23 protein-coding genes are annotated in these 19,879 nt (G+C 68.4%); all 23 read right to left on the bottom strand.

What is annotated here, in order from left to right; all coding sequences use genetic code 11:
* Positions 1-4: 4 nt before the first annotated feature.
* Positions 5-358, bottom strand: a complete 354-nt coding sequence (locus ACIBK0_RS27540; RefSeq protein ID WP_399085396.1) for a hypothetical protein — start codon at positions 356-358, stop codon at positions 5-7.
* Positions 355-783 (bottom strand): hypothetical protein, encoded by a 429-nt coding sequence (locus ACIBK0_RS27545; protein WP_399085399.1) that lies wholly within the window; start codon positions 781-783, stop codon positions 355-357. The genes ACIBK0_RS27540 and ACIBK0_RS27545 overlap by 4 nt, the downstream gene beginning before the upstream one ends.
* Positions 784-1,146 (bottom strand): hypothetical protein, encoded by a 363-nt coding sequence (locus tag ACIBK0_RS27550; protein ID WP_399085402.1) that lies wholly within the window; start codon positions 1,144-1,146, stop codon positions 784-786.
* A 26-nt stretch (positions 1,147-1,172) separates the two neighbouring features.
* Positions 1,173-2,018 carry a peptidoglycan-binding protein gene (locus ACIBK0_RS27555; RefSeq protein ID WP_399085405.1) on the bottom strand — a complete coding sequence of 282 codons (846 nt, stop codon included), beginning with the start codon at positions 2,016-2,018 and terminating at the stop codon, positions 1,173-1,175.
* 64 nt (positions 2,019-2,082) lie between these two features.
* On the bottom strand, positions 2,083-2,703 hold the full coding sequence (locus ACIBK0_RS27560; protein WP_399085408.1) for a hypothetical protein: 621 nt from the start codon (positions 2,701-2,703) through the stop codon (positions 2,083-2,085).
* Positions 2,704-2,709: 6 nt separating this feature from the next.
* Positions 2,710-3,339, bottom strand: a complete 630-nt coding sequence (locus tag ACIBK0_RS27565) for a hypothetical protein (RefSeq protein WP_399085411.1) — start codon at positions 3,337-3,339, stop codon at positions 2,710-2,712.
* Positions 3,336-4,433 carry a DUF5047 domain-containing protein gene (locus ACIBK0_RS27570; protein ID WP_399085414.1) on the bottom strand — a complete coding sequence of 366 codons (1,098 nt, stop codon included), beginning with the start codon at positions 4,431-4,433 and terminating at the stop codon, positions 3,336-3,338. Before ACIBK0_RS27570 ends, ACIBK0_RS27565 begins: the two co-directional genes overlap by 4 nt.
* Positions 4,430-6,652: a hypothetical protein gene (locus ACIBK0_RS27575; RefSeq protein ID WP_399085417.1), complete on the bottom strand. Its 2,223-nt coding sequence runs from the start codon at positions 6,650-6,652 to the stop codon at positions 4,430-4,432. Before ACIBK0_RS27575 ends, ACIBK0_RS27570 begins: the two co-directional genes overlap by 4 nt.
* A 10-nt stretch (positions 6,653-6,662) precedes the next feature.
* Positions 6,663-11,174 (bottom strand): transglycosylase SLT domain-containing protein, encoded by a 4,512-nt coding sequence (locus tag ACIBK0_RS27580; RefSeq protein WP_399085420.1) that lies wholly within the window; start codon positions 11,172-11,174, stop codon positions 6,663-6,665.
* 13 nt (positions 11,175-11,187) lie between these two features.
* Complete coding sequence (locus ACIBK0_RS27585) at positions 11,188-11,574, bottom strand: hypothetical protein (RefSeq protein WP_399085423.1); 387 nt, start codon at positions 11,572-11,574, stop codon at positions 11,188-11,190.
* A 29-nt stretch (positions 11,575-11,603) separates the two neighbouring features.
* A complete protein-coding gene (locus ACIBK0_RS27590) occupies positions 11,604-11,933 on the bottom strand; it encodes a hypothetical protein (protein ID WP_399085425.1) in 330 nt (109 codons plus the stop codon).
* 75 nt (positions 11,934-12,008) lie between these two features.
* Entirely contained in the window at positions 12,009-12,569 is a 561-nt protein-coding gene (locus tag ACIBK0_RS27595) for a hypothetical protein (protein ID WP_399085428.1), read from the bottom strand.
* A gap of 80 nt (positions 12,570-12,649) precedes the next feature.
* Complete coding sequence (locus tag ACIBK0_RS27600) at positions 12,650-13,072, bottom strand: hypothetical protein (RefSeq protein ID WP_399085431.1); 423 nt, start codon at positions 13,070-13,072, stop codon at positions 12,650-12,652.
* A complete protein-coding gene (locus ACIBK0_RS27605) occupies positions 13,069-13,269 on the bottom strand; it encodes a hypothetical protein (RefSeq protein ID WP_399085434.1) in 201 nt (66 codons plus the stop codon). The genes ACIBK0_RS27600 and ACIBK0_RS27605 overlap by 4 nt, the downstream gene beginning before the upstream one ends.
* Entirely contained in the window at positions 13,269-13,646 is a 378-nt protein-coding gene (locus ACIBK0_RS27610) for a hypothetical protein (protein ID WP_399085437.1), read from the bottom strand. Before ACIBK0_RS27610 ends, ACIBK0_RS27605 begins: the two co-directional genes overlap by 1 nt.
* On the bottom strand, positions 13,646-13,984 hold the full coding sequence (locus tag ACIBK0_RS27615) for a hypothetical protein (protein WP_399085439.1): 339 nt from the start codon (positions 13,982-13,984) through the stop codon (positions 13,646-13,648). Before ACIBK0_RS27615 ends, ACIBK0_RS27610 begins: the two co-directional genes overlap by 1 nt.
* On the bottom strand, positions 13,984-14,595 hold the full coding sequence (locus ACIBK0_RS27620) for a hypothetical protein (protein WP_399085442.1): 612 nt from the start codon (positions 14,593-14,595) through the stop codon (positions 13,984-13,986). Before ACIBK0_RS27620 ends, ACIBK0_RS27615 begins: the two co-directional genes overlap by 1 nt.
* Positions 14,596-14,610: 15 nt before the next feature.
* Positions 14,611-14,841, bottom strand: a complete 231-nt coding sequence (locus ACIBK0_RS27625) for a hypothetical protein (RefSeq protein ID WP_399085444.1) — start codon at positions 14,839-14,841, stop codon at positions 14,611-14,613.
* A gap of 11 nt (positions 14,842-14,852) precedes the next feature.
* Positions 14,853-15,260, bottom strand: coding sequence for a hypothetical protein (locus ACIBK0_RS27630; protein ID WP_399085447.1), 408 nt, complete (start codon positions 15,258-15,260; stop codon positions 14,853-14,855).
* 595 nt (positions 15,261-15,855) lie between these two features.
* Positions 15,856-16,800: a phage major capsid protein gene (locus ACIBK0_RS27635; protein ID WP_399085450.1), complete on the bottom strand. Its 945-nt coding sequence runs from the start codon at positions 16,798-16,800 to the stop codon at positions 15,856-15,858.
* 56 nt (positions 16,801-16,856) lie between these two features.
* Positions 16,857-17,378: a hypothetical protein gene (locus tag ACIBK0_RS27640; protein ID WP_399085453.1), complete on the bottom strand. Its 522-nt coding sequence runs from the start codon at positions 17,376-17,378 to the stop codon at positions 16,857-16,859.
* Between the two features lie 53 nt (positions 17,379-17,431).
* Positions 17,432-18,457 carry a hypothetical protein gene (locus ACIBK0_RS27645; RefSeq protein ID WP_399085456.1) on the bottom strand — a complete coding sequence of 342 codons (1,026 nt, stop codon included), beginning with the start codon at positions 18,455-18,457 and terminating at the stop codon, positions 17,432-17,434.
* On the bottom strand, positions 18,426-19,865 hold the full coding sequence (locus tag ACIBK0_RS27650; protein ID WP_399085459.1) for a phage portal protein: 1,440 nt from the start codon (positions 19,863-19,865) through the stop codon (positions 18,426-18,428). The genes ACIBK0_RS27645 and ACIBK0_RS27650 overlap by 32 nt, the downstream gene beginning before the upstream one ends.
* Positions 19,866-19,879 lie beyond the last annotated feature (14 nt).

Below are 19,879 nucleotides of genomic sequence, written 5' to 3' on the forward strand. Positions count from 1 at the left end.
GTTCTCACACGTCGATGTTGCGGAGGTAGCGTGCGGCCCGCTCCGTCATCGGCTCAGCGGGCGGCGGCTCAAGGCCGGCCTTCTTGACGTAGGAGACGAGGCCGCGCAGTCGGTGGAGCAGCCAGCCGATGGCCTCGTCCTGTTCGCCGATGCGTTCCCGCTGCTTGTCGGCTTCGGTCTCCTGGCGCTGGATGCGTGCTTCGAGGCGTTCGATGGCCTTGCCTTGCTGGGTCGTCACGGCGAGGAAGTCGTCCCGGCTCTCCTGGCGTTTCGTTCTGCGCGCCGAGCGGGCGGCCACGACGCCGCCCCCCGTCCCTATCAGCGCCAGCCCGGCCTGAATCCAGGTGTCCACCGTCATCTGTAGCTCTCAAGTCTCTTGGGCCGGGCGGGCTCGCGCCATCCGGCAACAACCAGTACCGGTGCGGCGATCGCCCCCCACACCACCGACGCCAGCCAGCCGCGCGGGAAATCGCCGATGATCCACGCGATGAGGTACGACGCTGTCCACGGCAGCACCATCAGCGGCAGCGCCAGAAACCCAGGCCAGTCCCTCTCCGGCGGCAGCCATGCGGAGACGATCGCGATGAGCCCGGACGCCACCCACAGCCAGCCCCACACGTAGAGCGGCATCGTCTGCAGCAGCAGCCTCAGTCCGCGCAGGTCGGGTGCGGGGGCGGTGATCTGCCCGTAGCCGATGATGGCCCACACGACGCCGTAGCAGAGGAGGATCGCGCCCCGGCGGCCGAGCAGGCGGGACAGCCGCCGGACGATACGGCGCGGCACCTACACCGCCTGCGACGTGCCTGCCGAGGCCGGCGCGTCAGGCTTCGACGGCGACACCTGGCCGCGGGTGATGAACACGAGGAGCGCGAGGACGAGGGCGTTGAGGGAGCCGACGGTCTCGGGTGCCACGTTGAAGTGGAAGGCTGCGAGGAGGGCGACGACTGCGGCGACGAGGCCGGTGAACGCGGACGGGACGATGGGCCGGGTGGCCCAGGCGGTGATTGCGGCGAATACGGCGGAGATGACGGCGACGAGCGCGCCCGCCTGCTCCGTGGACAGCCCGACGCCGAAGGTGACGAGCAGGGACAGGGCGCCCGATACGACGCCGAGAACCACCGCGGGTTCTCTGCCGAGGATGCGCATGGGAGTCTCGATTCTGTGCGAGGGGATCAGACGTTGGGGACGTGGAGTGCGGCCCACGAGGTCGGGCCGGGGATGCCGTCGGCGGAGGTTCCGGCGTAGCCGAGCTTGCGCTGCCACGCGGCGTAGGAGCGCTTGTCTCCCGAGCCCCAGACGTTCTTGTTCGTGGTGCTCTGGTACTGGTTGCAGCCGACGGCGACGAGCCGGTCGTGCATTGCGGCGATGATCGGCGAGCGGCGGCCGGTCACGAAGAAGCTCGCCCCGGGGAACGGCTCGTACTTCACGGCAGGCTTCGGCGCGGCCGGGGTGGGCGCGGTGCCGAACAGGTTCGGCATCGGGCCGGGGTCGACGTGACTGTTGCCAGGGATCTGGTTGTGGCCGTAATGCCCGCCCACGTGCTGCCACGTGTCGAGGGACACGCTGTCGCGGGCGAACGCGGTGGGAGCGCCGCCGGGCCACGCGTCCGGGATGCCGAGGCTGCGCAGCCACGCCACGATGCCGGCGAGGCCCTTGCACGGGGTGTCCCGGACAGTGGCGTACCGCTTGCCGTTCACCGTCTCGTTCGCCGTGAAGACGGTCTCGACCTGAATGCAGTACTTACCAGTGCGGTTGGTCCTTACGTTGCCCGCGTTCTGCAGCGACAGGGAGCGGGAGTCTGCCGGGAAGAACTGGGCGATCTCCCCGGTGAACGGCTCCCACAGCAGGTGGGGGGCGACATCCTTGCCGCCGCCGACGAACCAGCCGAGCTCGTTCTTGAACGTCCAGTCCTTGGCGTTACTCGTGATGTGCCAGACGGCCCGTGCAGGGCCGCCGGTCATCGCTCCGGTGTTGCCGACGGCACGCCGGGCGGCTCCCGGCATCCACAGGTCAGGCATGAGGCCCCTTTCTGGGCATGAAAAAAGGCGCCATCGGGGGCGCGGGCGGGTTGGTGCGGGTGGGCTACAGGCTGACGGTGACGCCGTTGAAGCCGATCCACGGAGGTTTGATGCTGCTGGCGAACCCGAAGACCTGCAGGTATCCGTCGGTCTGTACGTCCAGCTTCAGGGCGATGCGGTCGCTGTTCGTATCCGAGCAGGGGATCAGCACGGTGCGCAGTGTCGACGGCCGCACAGAGGACGGCAGGGCGGTCGAGTTGATGACGTAGCTGAACGGCGGGCTGCTCGGATACGAGGTCCGGTTCACGGCACCCCGGAACTGCAAGCTGTCCTCGCCGGCGAAGTTCAGCAGCCGGTACTGGAGCGTGCCGTTGCTGTTGCCGTTCTGGGTGAAGCCGCTGGCCAGGTTGATCGTCGTCCAGGTCCGGTTGCCGACCGACACCGTCACCCAGGCGCTGCCGTCGTACAGGTCGAGGCGGTCGACGTCCTGCAGCCACGTCAGCATGCCCTCGACGGGGGCGAGCGAGCCGGACAGCGTCGCGCCACGGGCGGATGCCGAAGCGAACCGCATGATGCTGCGTTGGGCGATCGCGTTGACGATGTCCGTCGCCAGCTTGTCCGCGTCCGGGGCATCTGTCAGGGAGGCGATGTTGACGCCCTGCCCGTAGTTGTCCGTGGTGGGCATCTGTCCTCACAGGTCGTAGTAGCAGCCGTCGAGGGCGAACCAGTCGGTCTGCGCCGGGCTGGCGGAGCCGAAGACGGACAGGACGCCCGCAGTCGATATCTCCATGGCGATCGCGCCCACGGTGTCCGCCGAGTAGTTGCGGCGCCCCACCCATGTGCGCTGTACCGACGGGCGGGCTGCCGTCGGCAGTGCCGTGCTGAAGGAGGTCTGAGTAGTCACCGAGCTGGTGGCGTCGACAGTCCCGCGCAGCTCCACCCGCGTGCTGCCGTAGGCGGTGACGATGCGGTACTGGGCGGGCCCGAACACCGTGTGGGTGCTCGTGAACCCGGAGGCGAGCGGGATGTTCGTCCATGCCCCGGTGGGCGCGGTGGTTCCTGCCATGCGGCCCCGGGCGAGCAGGTTGCCGCTGCTGGACTGGCTGATGGCGATGACGTCGCCGACGGTGGGCGCCTGGTAGGTCTCTTCGCGTCGGATGGTCAGGCCGTCGGCGGTGACCGTGCCGTCGGCGTTGACGGCGGTGACGACGGCGAGGCGCCAGTCGGATCCGCGTACCGAGGGCGCCTGTTCGCCGCTGCGGACGGCCTGGCGTCGTAGGCCGGCCGCCAGTTCGCGTTTGGTGGCGTGCCCGGATTTCACGCGTCCTCCTTGGCGGAGATCGTGGCGATGGGAAAGTCGCCGCCCTCGTCGAGCGGGACGGAGAACGAGGCGACCTGGTGGAGTTCGCGGCTGCCGTCCTCGTGCATGACGCGCAGCACGTCGCCGGGCTCCAACGCGGGGTTGGGCAGGGAGCTGATGTCGCCGGACGCGTTGGGTGCCCGCGCTGCGGCGAGCTTCAGGTTGGCGGCCTGCTGGCAGGCGGCCAGCGTGGTCAGCGTGGACGAGCTGTAGAAATCGGGGCGGCGCCCGAACGGCCCGCTCCAGTACGTCGGCGAGTTCGGGTCGTTGTCGACGGCCAGGTACTGCACGGGGGGCACGTTGTCGGCGGTGTTCTCGCCGCGTGCGAGGATGCCGTTGTACACGTCGTCGCTGGTCATGGCCCGGTTGCCGGAGATGTAGACGCCGCCCTCGGCCGCCTCTACCGCCCACACCGGGTCGGTGGTGAGGAGGTCCGGCAGGGAGGCGATGACGAACACCCCGTCGGCGTTCGTGTACACCTCCGCACCTGCGGCCGCCGCGATTTCCTGGGCGCCCGCCCACGGGTCCGCCTCGATGTCGAAGGTGCGGGAGCCGATGGGGGTGTCGGTGATGAGGCTGATGACGTCGGCGCCCGGGATGCTGCGCTGAATGACCGCGGCGACCGCGCCGACCACAGTGCCGGTGGCGATGTACGGCGAGGTGAACTTGTCGTCGGCGACGATGCATTCGAGGGCTTTTCCCTGCAGGGTTGCGGGCCCTTCGGAGACGTTGCCGTCGACGCTGTCGAGGCGGAATACGCCGATCGGTACGAGCTCTTGGGTGCCGTCGCCGTAGGAGACGCCACGAGCGATCCGCAGCCGGGCCCCGTAGGTGGCGAGCTGGTCGGATGGTGTGCGCGGGATGACCGTCGGGTCGGCGACGGTGACGCTGCAAGTGCGGCGGATGGCGTTGCCGCGGTCCACTGTCACGCTGCCGCCCGTGTGGGGCAGTTCGATGACCCGACCGTCGGTGAGGAAGAGCTGCACCTGCGTGGCGACAGCGTGGGATTCCGCGAGGCGGGCCAGGAACCGGTCGGAGACGGGATACAACGTCACCTCCGCCTGTCGAGGAGGACGTCCTCCCAGGTGGCATACGTGTCGCGCACGTCCTGCCAGGTGGCGAACTCCGTCAAAATGTCCTGCCAGGTTCTGCCTGCTGCTCCGTTGACGACGGTCGTGACGGGCATGTCGGCCTCGGTGAGCGGCAACGTCCAGGTACGCCATGGCTCCTGCGCCGAGCCTCCGGTGCGTGCCTCGGTGACCTGGGCGACGTTGACGTACATGTCGTCAACGCCCGCGCCCGGGGCTGCCTGCCACAGCAGGGTGTTGCCCGAGTCGAGGAGCAGGTGCAGTGCGACGCGTTCCTCGTCGGAGCGGGTCAGGATGGCCAGATCGCCCTCGCGGCCCTGACGCACCCCGCTGAGAACAACTTTGTTGCGGCGTCCGCGGACCACGAACGACGCCTGCTCGATGGGCCGCTGCCAGTCCGGTGCCTTCGCCACCAGTACCCGCAAGTTGCGCTGCGGGTTGCCCGGGTCTTTCAGCCAGCACGTATTGCCGTCGGCGAGGGTGACCTTCACGTAGCCGCTGGTGCGCTGAGATGTCGGCATGGAGCCGGGCGGGTTCTGCTCGATGAGGTAGTGGACGGTCGTGTTGAGCGGCGCCTCATGGTCCTCGATGACGACGAGGTCGCTGGTGATGGGCTGATGGTCCACCAGGCCCGCGCCGCCGCGCACTAGAGAGCGTGATCCGTCCGTTGTTTCCCGGTACACGGACAGTTCGTAGTCGACGGTGAGCTCGCGGAGGGTGAGGTTGATGTATCCGCCGTCGTCGACGGGCACGGCCTCTGTCTGCGGCAGGACTTGCCACAGAACAACCTGGTCGACGTGCAGGACGCTGTTGGTTGCCGATGCTGTACAGGCCAGCTCGACAGCGGCCTGTGTCGCCCCCGCTGGCGCGACTGCGTCCGCCGGCAGCGTTGCCCAGCCGGAGCCGCTGATGACCCAGGCGACTCCGGAGGCCCCCAGGTCGGCGTTGGCGGCGCTGTACCAGCGAATCCGGACGGACACGCTCGGCCAGGTGCCTGCCGCCGGATGGGCCATGATCTGTGCCCGGAAGTTCAGCCCGGCGGTGATGCCGCCGAACTTTGCGGACCGGATGGTGGATGCTGTTGCCGTGGTGGAGGTGACGGCGAGCGCGTAGGAGCCTTCAAAGAAGCTGTTGCCCCACGGTGTGGTGCGGGCGAGCGTGGCGACCCCGGCCGTGGTCGCCCATCCGCCGATGCCCTGCTCGAAGCTGGAGTCCGCATAGGACAGCACGCTGCCAGCCTGCAATTTCGGCGCCACAGTGACGACGACCGTCTCCAGCCGCAGCACCTGCCCTGCCGATGCCGTGTCCAGGCCTGCCGCGACCGAGCACGATGCGGCATTGGCGGGGGCGACCATGGAGGCCCGCTGCCGGTACATGCCCGTGCCCGGCGCCGCGAGTGTGCTGCGCTGGGCGCCGACCTGGTTGCCGACGCTGTCGTAGAACCGCAGCTCGATCCATGCCGTCGCCGACAGCACGGGCGGCTGCAGGTAGGCGTAGGCGAGATACTCGACGCCCGGCGTGACTGTCGGCCGGTCCACGGCGAGGATGCTCGCGTTGCCTGCGGCGACCGCGGTCATCGCCAGCGTGTGTCCGCCCGCGGTGTAGTTATCGACGGCCCATGCCATCACGGGGACTTGCCGGGTGACGGTGGCGTTGACGACGGCCGCCCAGCCGGTGGCGTCGATCTCGCTGCTCTCGGTACCGAAGGGCAGCAGGTTGCCCTGCGTGCGGATCGGCAGGCCGAGGTAGACGTTCTCCCAGAAGTGGTTGATGTTGGCGCCGGTCTCCGTCGACGACAGCAGTACCTGCGCGAACATGGCCCCGGCGGGAGCAGCGCCGGCGACACTCACGCGGTGCCATCCGGACGAGGAGCCGGTCGTCGTCACTGACCAGGTGATGCCCAGTTCGACCTGTTGCCAGTTCTTCCAGCGGATCCCGATCCGCTCCCCCACCACCCCGGCCGTGTCGGAGAACGCGTAGTACACGGTTCCGGCGGTGACCGGGTAGGAGGAGACGGTCTGAGCCTGCATCTCGCCCGCCGCGACGCTCTTGACGGCGAGGCAGCCGTTGCCGTTCCGGCCGCCAACGCCCTGCGTGATCGTGCAGTTGAGTTTGCTCGTCCAGCCCGAGGTGTTCGGGTCGATCGACTCGGTTGTCGAGCTGAGGAAGTTCCCGGGGATTGCCACAAGACCTCCCTCAGCTCGCGTTGATGACGGCCAGCAGATCCTCGTTGTTGCGGTGCACCCGCACGTCGATGAAGTCGGCGAGCGCCCGGTCTCGGGTGTGGATTTCGACGACCACCGGATCGCTCGCCTGTGCGGCGAGGGTGGTCATCGTGCTCCACTGAGCCGGGGTGAGGACGGCTTCGGGCTGGCGCAAGTTGTTCACGCCGCTCTGCCCCGGGCCGAGCCAGCCGCCGGAGTCGTATCCGCCGGGCCGGTCATACGCCCTCGACAGCGACCCGTAGGCGCCGAGCGCGTACTTCATGGAGCTGTAGATGTTCGCGAGCGGGTCGACGGACACGCCGTAGGAGAACGGCCCCTTTTTGCGGTATTTCCCGGCGTAGTGCTGGAACGTGCCGCGGATGACCTGCATGAGGCCCACCGACGGGTGCCCGGCCTGCCAGTTGGAGTCCCACTTGTTGACGATGTTCGGGTTGCCGCCGGATTCCTGCTGCATACGGCGCAGCGTGGACTGCGCGAGACCGACAGGCTGTCCGACCTCGTGCAGTGCCTTGAGGACGACGGGCCGCCACTGCTCGACACCCTTCGACGGGGTGTACTTCACGTTCGGTGTGGACCGCTTGTCGCCTTCCTCGCCCGCGCCGACGAGCTTGAGCGCCAGGTTCTTCATGGCGTCCTTGAGCATGCCAACGAACCCGATCTTCCCGCCGGGGATGGCGTCGATGAGCGGGTAGACGACGTGCTTCACGCCAGCCTTCACGGCGCCGCCGAACGTGTCCTTCAGCCAGTTGTAGCCGGACTTCACCTTGTCCCAGGCACCGCCGAGAGCATCGCCGATACCGGAGAAGATCCCGCCGTCCTTGAAGCCGAGCGCACCACGGACGCCGCCGACGCCACCCTGGCGGGCTGCGGCGTTCATGGCTTCCACGTAGCCGGGGCCGACCGCGCGGGTCCACTCGGGCCGCATGATGGCCTCGCCGCCGGACAGGGCGACGGGGCCCGCGGTCGACGGCACCAGGTGCACGTCGCGGCCCGGGGTGTAGCCAGGCATGATGCCGCCCGTCGCGAAACCCCTGATCGGGTCGAGGTGCTTGCCGCCGAACGCGTCGGTTACAAGATTCCAGACTTTTCGCAAACCGTCGTTATATACCGTGTTCACGACGAACGCGACAGGCACCTTGGCAATGTCCTTGAGCTTGTCCCAAGCAATCTTGATGCCCTTGCGGGCAGCGTCGAACGCGCCAACCATCCCGTTCTTCAGGGTCGTTCCCCAGCCGGGGATCGTCTTGGTGAAGAAGTCTCGGATCGGATAAAGGACGTTGCGCTTGATCGCGCCCCAGGCGGTGCCGAGGCCGTCGCGTGCCCCGTTGAACGCGCCGACCACCTTGTTCTTCAAGGTGGTGGCCCAGCCGGGAACCGTCTTCGTGAAGAAGTCCCGGATCGGATACAGGACGTAGGTCTTGATCGCGCCCCAAGCTGTGGAGAGGCCGCTCTTCAGCTTGTTCCAAGCCTCGATGCCCTTGTCCCTCAGCCGCTGGAAGGCGGGTACGAGATTCTTCGTAATCCAGGAGACCAGCCCGGCGATCGCGGTGACCATGCCGGAGATCCAGCCGATGACCGTGGACAGAGCCGACGCCAGCCCGCCGATCAGGAAGTCCGCGAGGCTCAGCAGCGGCGGCAGCAGCCACGACAGCACGTTGATCGCCAAATCCAGTACCAGCACTACGAGTTGGGCGAGCGGAGGAACGAGCGGCAGCAGTGCCACCGCGAGGTCCACGCCCGCCTGCACCAACTGCAGAATCGACGGCAGGAGCTGCACCAGGACCCCGGCCGCCATCTCCAGGATCATCCCCGCCAGTTGGGCGATCACCGGGAGCAGCGGCGTGAACGCCGTCACCAGGGTGAGCAGCGCGGTCGTCAGCGGCGGCAGCACCTGCGCGAGGGTGTCCGCGAGCATGGTGACGAAGTCCCCCAGGATGGGGGCGATGTCCGCGAGGATCGGCGCGAACTGCTGGGCGATGGACGACGCCATCTCCGCCATCGGGCCGGCGATCCCAGCCAGTGCGGTCGCGATGCCCACGAAGGCGTCCGCGACCGTCGGCAGGACGGGCAACAGCGCATCGAGAACAGTGGTGACGAGCTGCACGCCCACCGGGATGAGCGGCGCCAGTCCCTTCACGAGCGCGACGCCGGCGTCAGCGAATCCTCCCCACGCCGGAAGCATGGTGAGCAGGGCGTCGCCGATCGCCTTGAACGCCTCGCCGATCACCGGCAGCAGGGGTTGCAGGGCGCCGAGGACGGTAGTGATGAGCTGCATGCCCACCGGGATGAGCGGCTGGAGGGCGCTCATCAGCTGAGTCAGGGCCGCCGCGAACACATCGGCTACCAGCTTGGCGACCTGTCCGATCAGCGTGACAAGTGGCGCGAGGAGCGGCTCCAGTGCCGTGAAGACGCTGGCGATGATCTCGCCGACCATGACCAGTGCAGGGGTCAGTGCCCGCACGACGCTGTACAGCGGTCCGATCAGCACGTCGACGAGTGAGCTGACCACGGAGATGATCGGTGTTAGTGCAGGTGTCAGCGAGTCGATTACTGCGGTGATCAGTGCGGCGATGGGTTCCAGCAGTGGCATTACCGCCTGGACGAGTTGCACGATTGCGGTGCCGACAGTCACGAGGACCGGACCCAAGGCCTTCACGATCGGCGTCAGTACCGCGCCCAGGGTTGTCGCCAGCTGCTGAAGTACCGGCCCCAGGACGGTCGCCAGTTGTGCGATCGGCTGGGCGATTGCCGCCATCAGCGGCACCACGGCCTGCACGACCGACCCGATGACCGGGACGATCGCGGACACGATCTGCGCCACCGCCTTGAACAGGCTGCGCAGACTGGCCTGCATTTCGTCGCTGGCGAGGATCTTCTTGAGCTCGCCGAAGACGGATCCGAGCACGCCGACGATCTGGCCGCCCGCATCCGAGGCGGCCTTGAAGATCTGGACGACGACGCCGAATGCGTTGCCGAGCAGGGTGCCGAACTGGGAGAGGATCTTGAACGCCGTGTCGATGGCCTGCTGGAGGCCGCCCGACTCGAAGCTCTTGGCGATGCCGTCGGTGAACGACTTGATGGCGCCGGCGAACTGCGTGAGCAGCTTGTTGAAGGCGGGCTGGGCGGCAACCGACAGTTGCCCGAACGCTGTGATGATCTGCTTGGGGGTGTCTTTGAAGACGGCGAGGTTCTTTGTCGCCCCTGACAGGATCTTGTCGAGCATCCCCGACTTGGCCATCTCGGAGATACCCGAGGCGGCGTTCTTCGCGATCGCGTTCCACACGCCGGCCGTCGCGGTGAGCTGCCGCTTCAGGATCGGGATCGTCGTCCGCCCGAGCGAGGTGACGGTGGAGTCCAGGCCCTTGAACAGCTCGTTTTGTACGGACAGGCGCATGTCCGTCCATGCGGGCGCGAGGCCCCGCACAGAGTTGACGAACGATCTCGCGTTCGGCGCGAGCTTCGCCATCGCCTGATCGAGCTTCGACGTCTGCGCGGCGGCAGCTGCCTGCGCGTCAGCGACCGCAGCAGCAGCATCGGCGACGGCGCGCTGGGCGTCGGCGATCTGCCGCGCTCCGTCCTGGCGGGCCTGGGCGACGCCCGCTTGCGCGTCCGCGAGGGCGCGCTCCTTGTCGGCGACGTCCTGGTTCGCCTGGGCAATCCTGTCCTTGACCTGCAAGACCTGCTGCGAGCCTTCGATGCCCGCCTTGTTGGCCTTCTTGGTGTCCTCGGACAGCCGCTTCGTCTCGGTCTGCTGTTCCTGCAGGTTGAGCGTGGCACGGTCGTAGGCCAGCTGCAGCTTGGCCAACTGCTCCGGCGTCGTGCCCGGGTTGGCGCGCGCGACGGCCAGCGCCTTCTGTGCTTCGGTGAGCCGGATCGCCGCGTCCCGCTCGTCGAGCTGCGACTCCTTGAGCCGCGTGTTCATGTCCTCCAGCGCCCTGGAGGCTTCCTCGCGGGCGCCGTTCAGTTCCTTCTGGACGTCGCTGGCGTTGCGCTGCGCGTCCGACAGGTCCCGCTCCGCGGATTCGACCTGCTTCTGTGCGTCCGCGACCCGCTGGGCGGCCTGTACGCGCGCGTCCGCGAGGGCGCGCTGCGCGTTTGCCAGCCCGCGCTGCGCGGACTCGACGGCCTTCGTCGCGGAGGCTGCGGATGACGCCTGCGAGCTGCTGTCGGCGAAGGCTGCTTTGAAGGCGTCGCCCACGCCGCTGAGCCCCAGCTTCAGCGCGCCCGCAGCGGCGCCCGCGGTCGCGAGCGCGGGCGCGAGGGCGGCGGCGCCGGCGGCGGCCGACGACAGGTTCGCCGCGATCGCCACCCCAGCCAGGGCGCCGATTCCTTTGAGGCCTGCACCGAAGGCCTTCGAGAAGGCGCCCGCCCCGCTGCGGCCCGCGCTGGATGCGCGGGAGTTGACGGAGCGGGACCAGTCGCCTTCGAACTCGGGCCGGATGGAGACGTATCCGCGTCCGACGAGGACACCGCCTGAAGCCACCGCGCACCCCCTGTTACTGGTTCGCGGCGGGTCTCCCGAAGACCTGCGCAAGCTGGGCAGCCCCGGAGCCGTGACGGCCTCCGAAGCGGATGACGTTCGTCTTCTGCGGCGGCTTCACACCCGGACGCGGGATCGGGTCCGGCGGTTTCAGGCGGCCGGTGCGCTTCGGGTCGCCGTGCAGCTTGACCGTGGCGAACGTGTTCTCCCGCATCGCATCCACCACGCTCGCCAAGAGCTGGCGGTCCAGCGTCCAGGCGTCCTCTTCGGCCGTGGACCCGCGTACCGCCCTGGCCGTGGCCGAGTCGGTGGGCAGATACCGCAGGAACACGCGCAGCTCACGCCACGACATCTCCCCGCGGTACAGCTCCAGCAGCGACCGGCCCGGCCAGTAGCGGGCCATATCCCACTCGACGGCCTCCCCGTACTCCTCTAGGAGACGGCGGAGGCCGGAGATTCCCCCGGCTCGACACCGGAGCGCCTCTGCCACTCCTGCGCAATGAGCTCCAGGTCACCGAAGGTGAACCCGGCCGCGTACATCTCCTTGACCTTGTCCGCACCGAGGAGGTCCTTCAGGATAGCCACGGTGTTGTCGAGGTCGCCGACGCGCTCCTGCAGCTCGAACGGCAGGGCCTTGATGGGCGGCAGGGTGAACTCAACGTCGAACAGGTTGTAGGTGGTCGCCTTCGGGAGCGCGTCGCGGCGCTGCTGGGCGAGCGAGTTGAGGTCGACGACCTCGGCGCCGACTGTCTTGCTGGGCATGCGGTTCTCCTCGCGGGTGAGCGGGTTGAACCCCGGCAGGCGACGACCCGCTGACGTGCCTGCCGGGGAGTTTCGTTACGCCGCGGACCAGGCCGGGTCGTTCGACAGCCACACCGCGATCTCGGGGGCGGTGTCGGCGTAGGCGGACACGGTCATCTGCAAGCCGACCGCGTCCGACCGGCCGACGGTGACCGCGCCCCGGTCGGTGACCTCGCCGCGCGCGATGATGAGCCGGTTCTTGACCGTGCCGTCGATCCACTCCAGGCCGAACGCCCGCTCGTCCGGCGAGGGAGCGGCCGGGATGGCGAGCTTGTGGACGGTGCCGGACACGTCCGTCATCGTCGCGCTCGGGAAGTACAGCGTCATCGTCGACGTCTTCAGCTCGATCGCGGTGAAGCCGAGCGTCATGTCGACGCTGGTGAGCACCTTGCGGACCGGGGAGAGGGACTGCCAGGCGTTGATGTCCTGCGTGTCCGTGCTGTAGTTCATCTCGACCCCGTCGTCAGACAGGTAGCCGAGATCCACCCAGCCCGTACCCCACGCGGCGTCGAGGTCGACGGGGGCGGTCGTGCCCTTCGGGGCGATGTACACGGAACCGTTGAGACCAACGCGCACGTTGTCGGCGTCGTTTGCCACGGGATGCCTCCAGGCATAGCGAGGACCCGCACGGCCACACGCCGACGGGTGAAATGGTCAAGGGGTGCGGGTTGGTCGAGCTATGCGGGGCGGATCACCGCGCTCATCACGAGCACGTACCGCGGGATCGTGTCGGTCTCAGTGGACGCCTGATAGGGCAGCCAGATCACGCTGGTCTCGTCCACGCCATAGATGCAGGCCGCACCCTGCACCGTGCCGGACGCGGCAATCATCTGCGCCGACACGGCGGCCGCGAGGTCGCGGGCCTGCTTCTTCGTCGCACCGAGGACGTCGATATCGATGGTCCGGTCGGCCGTCACAGCCTTCTGCCGGGAACCGCCACCGCCCAACGTCACCGACGCCACGCCAGCGGCAAGCTTCGACGCAAGGTCCGCGGGCCACTCAGTGCCGACGGTCGTACCGGCTGGCAGGACGCTTTTGAGGTAGGCGACGGTGACCTGCTCGACGTCCGGCATGACCGTCGCCTGCAGGCCGCCGCTCACCGCTTCCTGCGACCCGTCTCGGGCTGCGCGGCAGGCTCCTCGGCGGCCGGCGCGGCAGCGGGCTTCTCCTGGGGTGTCTCGACGACCTCGGCGACAAGGCCGTCACGGCTCAACGCCTTCAGCGTCACGTCGTCGACGTCGAGCTCCTCGCCAGGGGCCTTGTCCCCGTACCAGTTCGCGAGCTTGATGCGGGGCATCAGGTACTCCTCAGTGTGTCCAGGGCACGCCCGAGCGTGCGCGTCTTCGGCGACCAGCCCGACTGCGGGCGGTCGCGGGTTGTGGCCGGGCGTCCGGAGCCGAACTCGACCTGCCCCCACCAGTCCGCGGTCGCCCCGAACTCGGCCCGCCAGCCGTTGGGATGCATGCTCGCCGCGGAGTAGATGCTGGCCGCGTACTCGCCGTGCCGCTGCACCGCCGGATCGTAGGTGGGGCCCGAGTACTTCGGTGCGATCGCGCGGGCCACATCCGCGCCGCGGTCTGCGGGGCCCTTCAGGGCGTCCCGCATCCCCGGCGAGCGGGCCAACTCCCGGAACATGCGGGGGTTGGGTACGTACCGGAATGAGGTGCGGGCCATCAGGCGACCTCCCTCAAATCGGCTTCCACGTGGTGCACTCCCCCGCCCGGGGCGGGCCAGCGGGCCACCTTGCCGACGACCTGCATTGTCGTGCCCTCGGCCTCGACGCGGTCGGTCTCCAGCAGGTCTAGGTCCATGCCGCGCGGCGTGTACAAACGCCAGCCCGTCACCGTGAGCTGCTTATCGTCGGTGTCCTCCGTCGACCCGCCCGACGGCTGCACGTTGACGCCGGACACCGGGCTGCGGGTGGCTCCCGTGCCCCAGTCGTCCTGTTCGTTGCCGTACTCGTCCTCGGTGGTTCCGGGCCGGACGATGACGATGGACTGCAGGTACAGCATCAGCGGTTCCGTACCTGCACGGTGCCGGCCGTGCGCCGGTACCGGTCGAGCACCTTCTGCTCGGTCCGCGACAGCAGCACGCCCAGGTTCTCGCCGGTGGCTGGGATCAGGTAGGTGACGGACTCGCCGCCCACCGTCTCCGAGCGGATCCCGCTGGGGTTGACCATCACCCGGTTCGCGGCCTGCATCACGATCGCCGTGATGTCGCCCGGGACCGGGTCCCAGCCGTGCGTGTACGTGACCGTGACCTGCGGCGGGCGATGCGCGGCCGGTGGGCGGACCCAAGGCCAGTCGCGCAGCGCGACCTCGTTGCCGTCCTGCCACCAGTCGTAGGTCACCGTGCCGTTGATGCTCACCGAGGCGATGTCGACGACCGGCCGCTGCGGCAGCGTCACCATGCCCCCGCACCGGTGCAGGACCGGATCCGCTCGCCGCATCGTGAACGTGTCCGTGGTCTCCACCTGAGTGATGTCCTGGCGGACGTAGGCGCGCACGACGCTGGATGCGTCATCGAGGAGCGCCTGCGCCTGCAGCTCCTGCTCGGGCGTGAAGGTCCGCCCCAGTCGCGCGGCGAAGTCGGCCACCGTCACCAGCGAAGGAAGCACAGCCACGGTGGCCCCCCTCCGTCAGCGCTGCCGGGCCGCGTCGTCCAGCTGCTGCCGGACCTCGCGCGCGTGGTCGCCGTCCGTCTCCGGCGTCGGCTTGCCCGCCAGGACGCCCGCCACGGTGTAATGCGCATCCGGCGTCGGGTCGACCTCGACACCGAGGTAACCCTTCTCCTCGGCGGCGTCGACGGCCTTCTGGACTTCCTTCTGCGCCGCGTCCTGCGGCGGCTGGGTGGTCTTACGCTCTGCCATGGGTCTGCTCCTCAGCGGCGGGTGACGGTGACGCGGACGAGGCCGCCCGGGTCGGCGATGCCGGTACCGACGTGCAGGGACCGCCACAGCAGCGTGTCCCCGGCCGACAGGTCGAGGTTCGCCGCGGTGCCGGACAGGGTGATGGCCTTCTCGTCGTTCGCGGACGCGTTCACGCCCGAGTCGAACTGGAGGGTGGCGACCGTCGTGGTTCCGGCGCCGGCCTGGCCCTTGTTGAAGAGGGTCACGGACCGGGTGTTGGTGTTGGCGCCGGTGATCGCGCCGACGGGCACGAACTCGACCTTGGTGACGGTGCAGTCGAACGGGGCCTGCGAAACGACGCTGTCCAGGTCGTTGCCGGCCGTGGCGACGGGGGCCACGTCCTGTTCCAGGATCCGCTGCAGGGGTGCGGTGTCGGGCATGAGATCTCCTTGATGAATTCCCGAATATGCCAAACGGCGCCCAATGAATTGGACGCCGCTTAGGCAAGGATCGTCAGACGGGAAGGCTCACCGTGGAGTCCTCACCCGCCTCGTTCAGGCGGTTTGCTGTCCTGATCCGATGACAGTTGGCGCAAACGACCTCGCACTTAGCGATCTCTGCGTCTATCAGCCTTCGGCTCATCCCTGCCATTGTGCAGACTCGGTACAACTTCACCGACCCAGGCAGATGATCGAAGTCGAGTGCTACCGCGTTGACGTTATATCCGCAGTCGGTGCACCCGCGTTCGAGCTTGATCCTCTGGAAGTAGAGTCGGTCCCGCTTGGCCCGAGTCGACCGCCCTGGCCCGTACCTCGCGACCGTGCACTTCTTGCACTGGTTGAGGTGGCCGTCGCGGACGTTGCGGTTCTTGTAGAACTCCGAGAATGGAAGCTCTAGCCCGCAATCCCTGCACGTTTTCACTGCTCGCTCCCTGAAGGCGAGTCCCTGAATGACAAGGACGGAGGCAGGCGCTCAGGGAACGCTTTTCGGGAGCTACCCTAGCCTCCGCCGTGACCGATTCTACCGGTCAGGCGGTTACGGCAGGTCGATTCGCGCGACCGGGTACCGACTGGCTTCGGTGGGCTGGTCGTTGTTGATCGTGTTGGCGACCTGCCAGCCGATTCGGAAGGTGAGGCGGATTGCAGTCATGTCTTGCTGGGCGAGATTGTAAACAATCGCCCCAGTGTTGTCCTGGATGACCGCCTCGGTCAGGATCTTCATCGTGATGTCCTGGCGGACACCGATGACGAACTGGCTCCAGTCGCCCATGAACAGCGTCGGCGAGCCGGTCGTGGTGCCGAACAGGCCCCGCATCGGGTAGACGATGGGCATGCCGTCGATGGACGACAGGTTGCCCGCGACCCGGGTCTCGTCGAGCTTGCGGCCCTGGCTGTCGCGGGCCTTGCGCAGCTTCGACTTCACCGAGGTGGCACCGACGAAGCCGGTCACCTCGTAGCCGTCGGCCTCAACCAGCCCGTAGGCGTTGTCGATGTCGCCGTAGAACGCGCCCGCGGTCGCCGCCGAGTTGGCGGTGACGTTGTTGCCGGCGGCGGTCGCCGCAGAGGCGACGTTCGTCGGCCACGAGGACGGCGCGTTGGTTCCGAAGAACACCGCGGCGTCGAGGGTGCGGCCGAACGCCTCCGTCAGGAGAGGCATCGCCTCGTCCCAGACGTTGGCGTCGACGTCGGCCAGGACGTTGTCCGGGACCGGCATGATCGCCGCGATCTCTTCGATGTTGAGGTACTTGTTCGTCCAGTTGACCTCGGTCGTCTGCTTCAGGCCGGTGTCACCCGACACGAAGTACGCGGTCGGCAGCGCCGACAGGACCGGGAACCGGACCTGCGCACGCCCCACCGGCACGCGGCGGAACAGACTCAGCGTGGCGGACTGCTCCAGCGCCTTGCCGAGCATCTCCTTGGAAACCTCTTCCGGGATGAGCGCCGCAGCGTCCGTCCGCGAGGTCACGTTGGTGTAGGCCATGGTCCGGCCTCCTCATTTCTGGTCAGCCGGCCGGACCTCGCCGTGCCGGGGACTACTCAGCCCAGACCGGCCTTCTGGCGGATCAGGGAGTTCATGTCGGTGGGGGCGGACGCGGACTTGCGCACGCCGCCGTCGTAGTTCGGGGTATTGCGCTGCTGCTGGGTGCCAAGAACCTCCAGGAGAGAGTCCGCGTCGGCGGCCATCTCCTCCTCGGTCGCACCTTGCAGACGGGTTGCGAGGTTCGCGGGCAGGTTCTTGGCAGCGGCCACCTTGAAGCGGAGCAGCTGCTGCTCCGCAGATGTGGCGCGCTGCTCTGCCGCCGTCTTGGCTTCGGCGAGCTTCTGCGCTTCGGTTTTGTCGCGGTCGTGGAACTCCTGCAGCTGCCTGCTGAGATCCTCGATCTGCTTCTGATTGGTCTTCGCCGTCCGCTCCGCAGTGGTGCGCGCCTTGCGTTCGGCGGCGAGCGCCTTCTGTCCGGCCTCGCCGAGACCGGCGGTGACGTCGTCGTGCTGTCCGGTGTCCGTCGCGGACCCCGCGTCGTCGGTGACGTCGGTTGTGGTGCTGTTGTCGTCAGCCATCGCGGCCGACTCCTTCCCATCACCCCGCCCTCGCGGCAGGGACACTCATGCGGCTAGACGATGTAGCCGTATCGGCGCAGCAGCCTCAGCTGCTCGGCGCGGTCGTCAGAGATCCTGAAGATCTCCTCTGGCATCAGGCGGGGCGTCGTCGCGCGCGTGTAGCGAGTTGACGTGGCCCGGCCGTACCGCTGGCCGGGGAACTTCGCGAACTCGCCGCCCGCGCGCCGCAACCGGCCGCCGTACAGGCCGCGCTTCGTCGTGCCCTCCGACGTGACCTGCAGATCGCGGCCGAAGACGTGGGCCGTTGACATGCCGCGCCGCGCGTTCACGACCTGGCCCACGTCAGCGCCGTCGCCGATCGCACGCGCGCCCGCCACCGTGAACACCCGCCGCTGCTCCGCGGCCGGCATCCGGTCGAACAGCTGCTGCGGCGTCGGAACCGACGGCCAGTCCTTCTCCCGCAGGGGCAGCGTCTGGCAGTCGCAGTTCGGATGCCGCAGGAAGCCCTCCGAGCGGCTGTACATCTGGCCGGACAGGATGATGCACCGCGCGCACGCGGGCAGCTGCACCACCCGCACGTAGGCCACGCAGTTCGGGTTCGCCGTCATGCCCACCTGGTCCGCCGAGCGAGCCGTATCCGCGATGGCCGTCGACGCATACCGGGCCATGTCCGCGAGGCCGCCCAGCATTGCCTCATCCGGTGCCAGTCCGGCCGCGAGGCGTCGCCGTACACCGATCGCGGGCAGGAACAGCAGCGTCTCCAGCGGACCGCCATCCGGGGCGATCCCCGCGAACGCCGCGGCGACGAGCGTCGCTTCGGCGAGAGCCGAACCACCCTGAGCGGCCATCTGCACCGCGATGTACGCCTGCGCCGCATCCGCCACCGTCAACTGGCCCTCGGCGACAGCAGCCACAATCGCAGCGCCCGCCGGGCCTTCCAGGTCGCCTTCGACCGACGCCGCAGACATGCCCTTCCAAAGCTCCTGCACCCGCTCGACAACCGACCGGACCACCGTCGTCACCTGCTGATAGCGGGTACGGCCCAACTCAGCCGGCGTTGCCATCGACAGCCGCCGCATCCGCCGACGCAGGGTCCGTCACCGTCGGGTCCGGTTTCGGCCCGTACAGGCTCGCCGGATCCCCACCCAGGATCCGGGCGGCCTGCTGGTCGGCTTGCTCACGCCACTGTGCGATCTCTGTCTGCGAGGCACCCCAGCGCTCCCACAGAGCCTCCCGCGGCACACCCAGCGTGGACATCTTCAGCAGCGCGTCGACCAGCTCACCCTCGGTACGGAACTCCGGGTTGTGCCAGATCACCTCGATCGCGCTGAGATCCCGGCTGTCGCCCGCCGCCTGCAGATACAGGCGCACAACGTCCTCGATCGCCTCACCGAACGGGCGGATCCGCTGCCGGACCTTCGACACCAGACCCGACTCCGCGGCCTTCAGTGCGTCGCCGCTGATGTTGACCATCGAGCCCAGCAGGTACTGGCTGGGCGTGCGGGTGCGGGCGGCCATGTCCTTCACGTCCGACTCGACCGCACTCAGGTACGGGCCGATGTCGGTGGCCTGGAACTCGCCGAGCTTGACGTTCTCGTCCTCGATCACCCACAGCCGGTCGACGGCCGCCTTGAACGGCTCGACCGGCTGCCCGTTGTCGTCCGTCGGCACCTCGTAGCCGGTCATCCACCGCTGCCGGAACGCCGCGAACTCCTGCGCCATCATCCGGTCGATCAGGGTCTTGTTGATGCGGTCCTGGATATCGAGGACGTCCTCGATCTCCGACATGCAGCCGCCAAGCAGATCCGGGCGGTTCTGCATCTCGATCAGCGGCACCACACCCAGCGCGTTCGGCGCCGGCCAGGCCTCCTTGCGGACTTCGCGCGCCACCCACTGGGGCTTGCCCTGCATGCCCTGCGTCGGCTTCGGTGCCTGGTACTTGTACAGGGCGTCCGGCAGGTAGACGGTCGCCATCAGGTCGCCCGTCCAGTCGTCTTCCCACACCTTCAGCCCGGCAGCACGCTCGCGGCGGCTGCCCGGGGCGTAGGCGACGATCGCCTGCGTGCAATCCTCCGCCGTCACGATCGGCGTAGAGGCATCCTTCGGGTTAGGGGCGACGAGGACGAACGCCCGGCCCACCTTCACAGCCTCGGTGATCAGCAGGTCGGAGTCGGCGTCCAGGTTGTTGGCCTGCCAGATCCGCCACGCTTCCGCGTCGCCGACCTTCTCCTCGCCGATCCGCACCCCGTCCACCTGGATGCGCTCCGCGGTCGCATCGACGACGAGGCCCGTGTAGTTGCTGCGGGCCTGCCTCAGCAGGCGCCTGAACGCATCCCGCGCCTTCTCTGCGATCTGAGATAGCGGCGGATCGCCCGCGTAGTAGCAGCGCATCGTCTCCGCATACTTACGCCGCTCCTCCAACTCCCCCCACAGCTTGTCCAGCCACCACAACGGCTCCCCCGGCTCCGGCTTCTGCGCGAGCGCCACAAGCACCCCCTCGC

The organism is Streptomyces sp. NPDC050564, from assembly GCF_044457265.1.
In the GTDB taxonomy this organism is placed as follows: domain Bacteria; phylum Actinomycetota; class Actinomycetes; order Streptomycetales; family Streptomycetaceae; genus Streptomyces.

What these genes read in the sequence shown, in the direction of transcription:
- ACIBK0_RS27605 (WP_399085434.1), bottom strand. Translation starts at nt 13,269, where the DNA reads ATGCCCCGCATCAAGCTCGCGAACTGGTACGGGGACAAGGCCCCTGGC.
- ACIBK0_RS27550 (WP_399085402.1), bottom strand. Translation starts at nt 1,146, where the DNA reads ATGCGCATCCTCGGCAGAGAACCCGCGGTGGTTCTCGGCGTCGTATCG.
- ACIBK0_RS27585 (WP_399085423.1), bottom strand. Translation starts at nt 11,574, where the DNA reads ATGGCCCGCTACTGGCCGGGCCGGTCGCTGCTGGAGCTGTACCGCGGG.
- ACIBK0_RS27540 (WP_399085396.1), bottom strand. Translation starts at nt 358, where the DNA reads ATGACGGTGGACACCTGGATTCAGGCCGGGCTGGCGCTGATAGGGACG.
- ACIBK0_RS27625 (WP_399085444.1), bottom strand. Translation starts at nt 14,841, where the DNA reads ATGGCAGAGCGTAAGACCACCCAGCCGCCGCAGGACGCGGCGCAGAAG.
- ACIBK0_RS27635 (WP_399085450.1), bottom strand. Translation starts at nt 16,800, where the DNA reads ATGGCCTACACCAACGTGACCTCGCGGACGGACGCTGCGGCGCTCATC.
- ACIBK0_RS27630 (WP_399085447.1), bottom strand. Translation starts at nt 15,260, where the DNA reads ATGCCCGACACCGCACCCCTGCAGCGGATCCTGGAACAGGACGTGGCC.
- ACIBK0_RS27645 (WP_399085456.1), bottom strand. Translation starts at nt 18,457, where the DNA reads ATGCGGCGGCTGTCGATGGCAACGCCGGCTGAGTTGGGCCGTACCCGC.
- ACIBK0_RS27555 (WP_399085405.1), bottom strand. Translation starts at nt 2,018, where the DNA reads ATGCCTGACCTGTGGATGCCGGGAGCCGCCCGGCGTGCCGTCGGCAAC.
- ACIBK0_RS27560 (WP_399085408.1), bottom strand. Translation starts at nt 2,703, where the DNA reads ATGCCCACCACGGACAACTACGGGCAGGGCGTCAACATCGCCTCCCTG.
- ACIBK0_RS27610 (WP_399085437.1), bottom strand. Translation starts at nt 13,646, where the DNA reads ATGGCCCGCACCTCATTCCGGTACGTACCCAACCCCCGCATGTTCCGG.
- ACIBK0_RS27615 (WP_399085439.1), bottom strand. Translation starts at nt 13,984, where the DNA reads ATGCTGTACCTGCAGTCCATCGTCATCGTCCGGCCCGGAACCACCGAG.
- ACIBK0_RS27640 (WP_399085453.1), bottom strand. Translation starts at nt 17,378, where the DNA reads ATGGCTGACGACAACAGCACCACAACCGACGTCACCGACGACGCGGGG.
- ACIBK0_RS27590 (WP_399085425.1), bottom strand. Translation starts at nt 11,933, where the DNA reads ATGCCCAGCAAGACAGTCGGCGCCGAGGTCGTCGACCTCAACTCGCTC.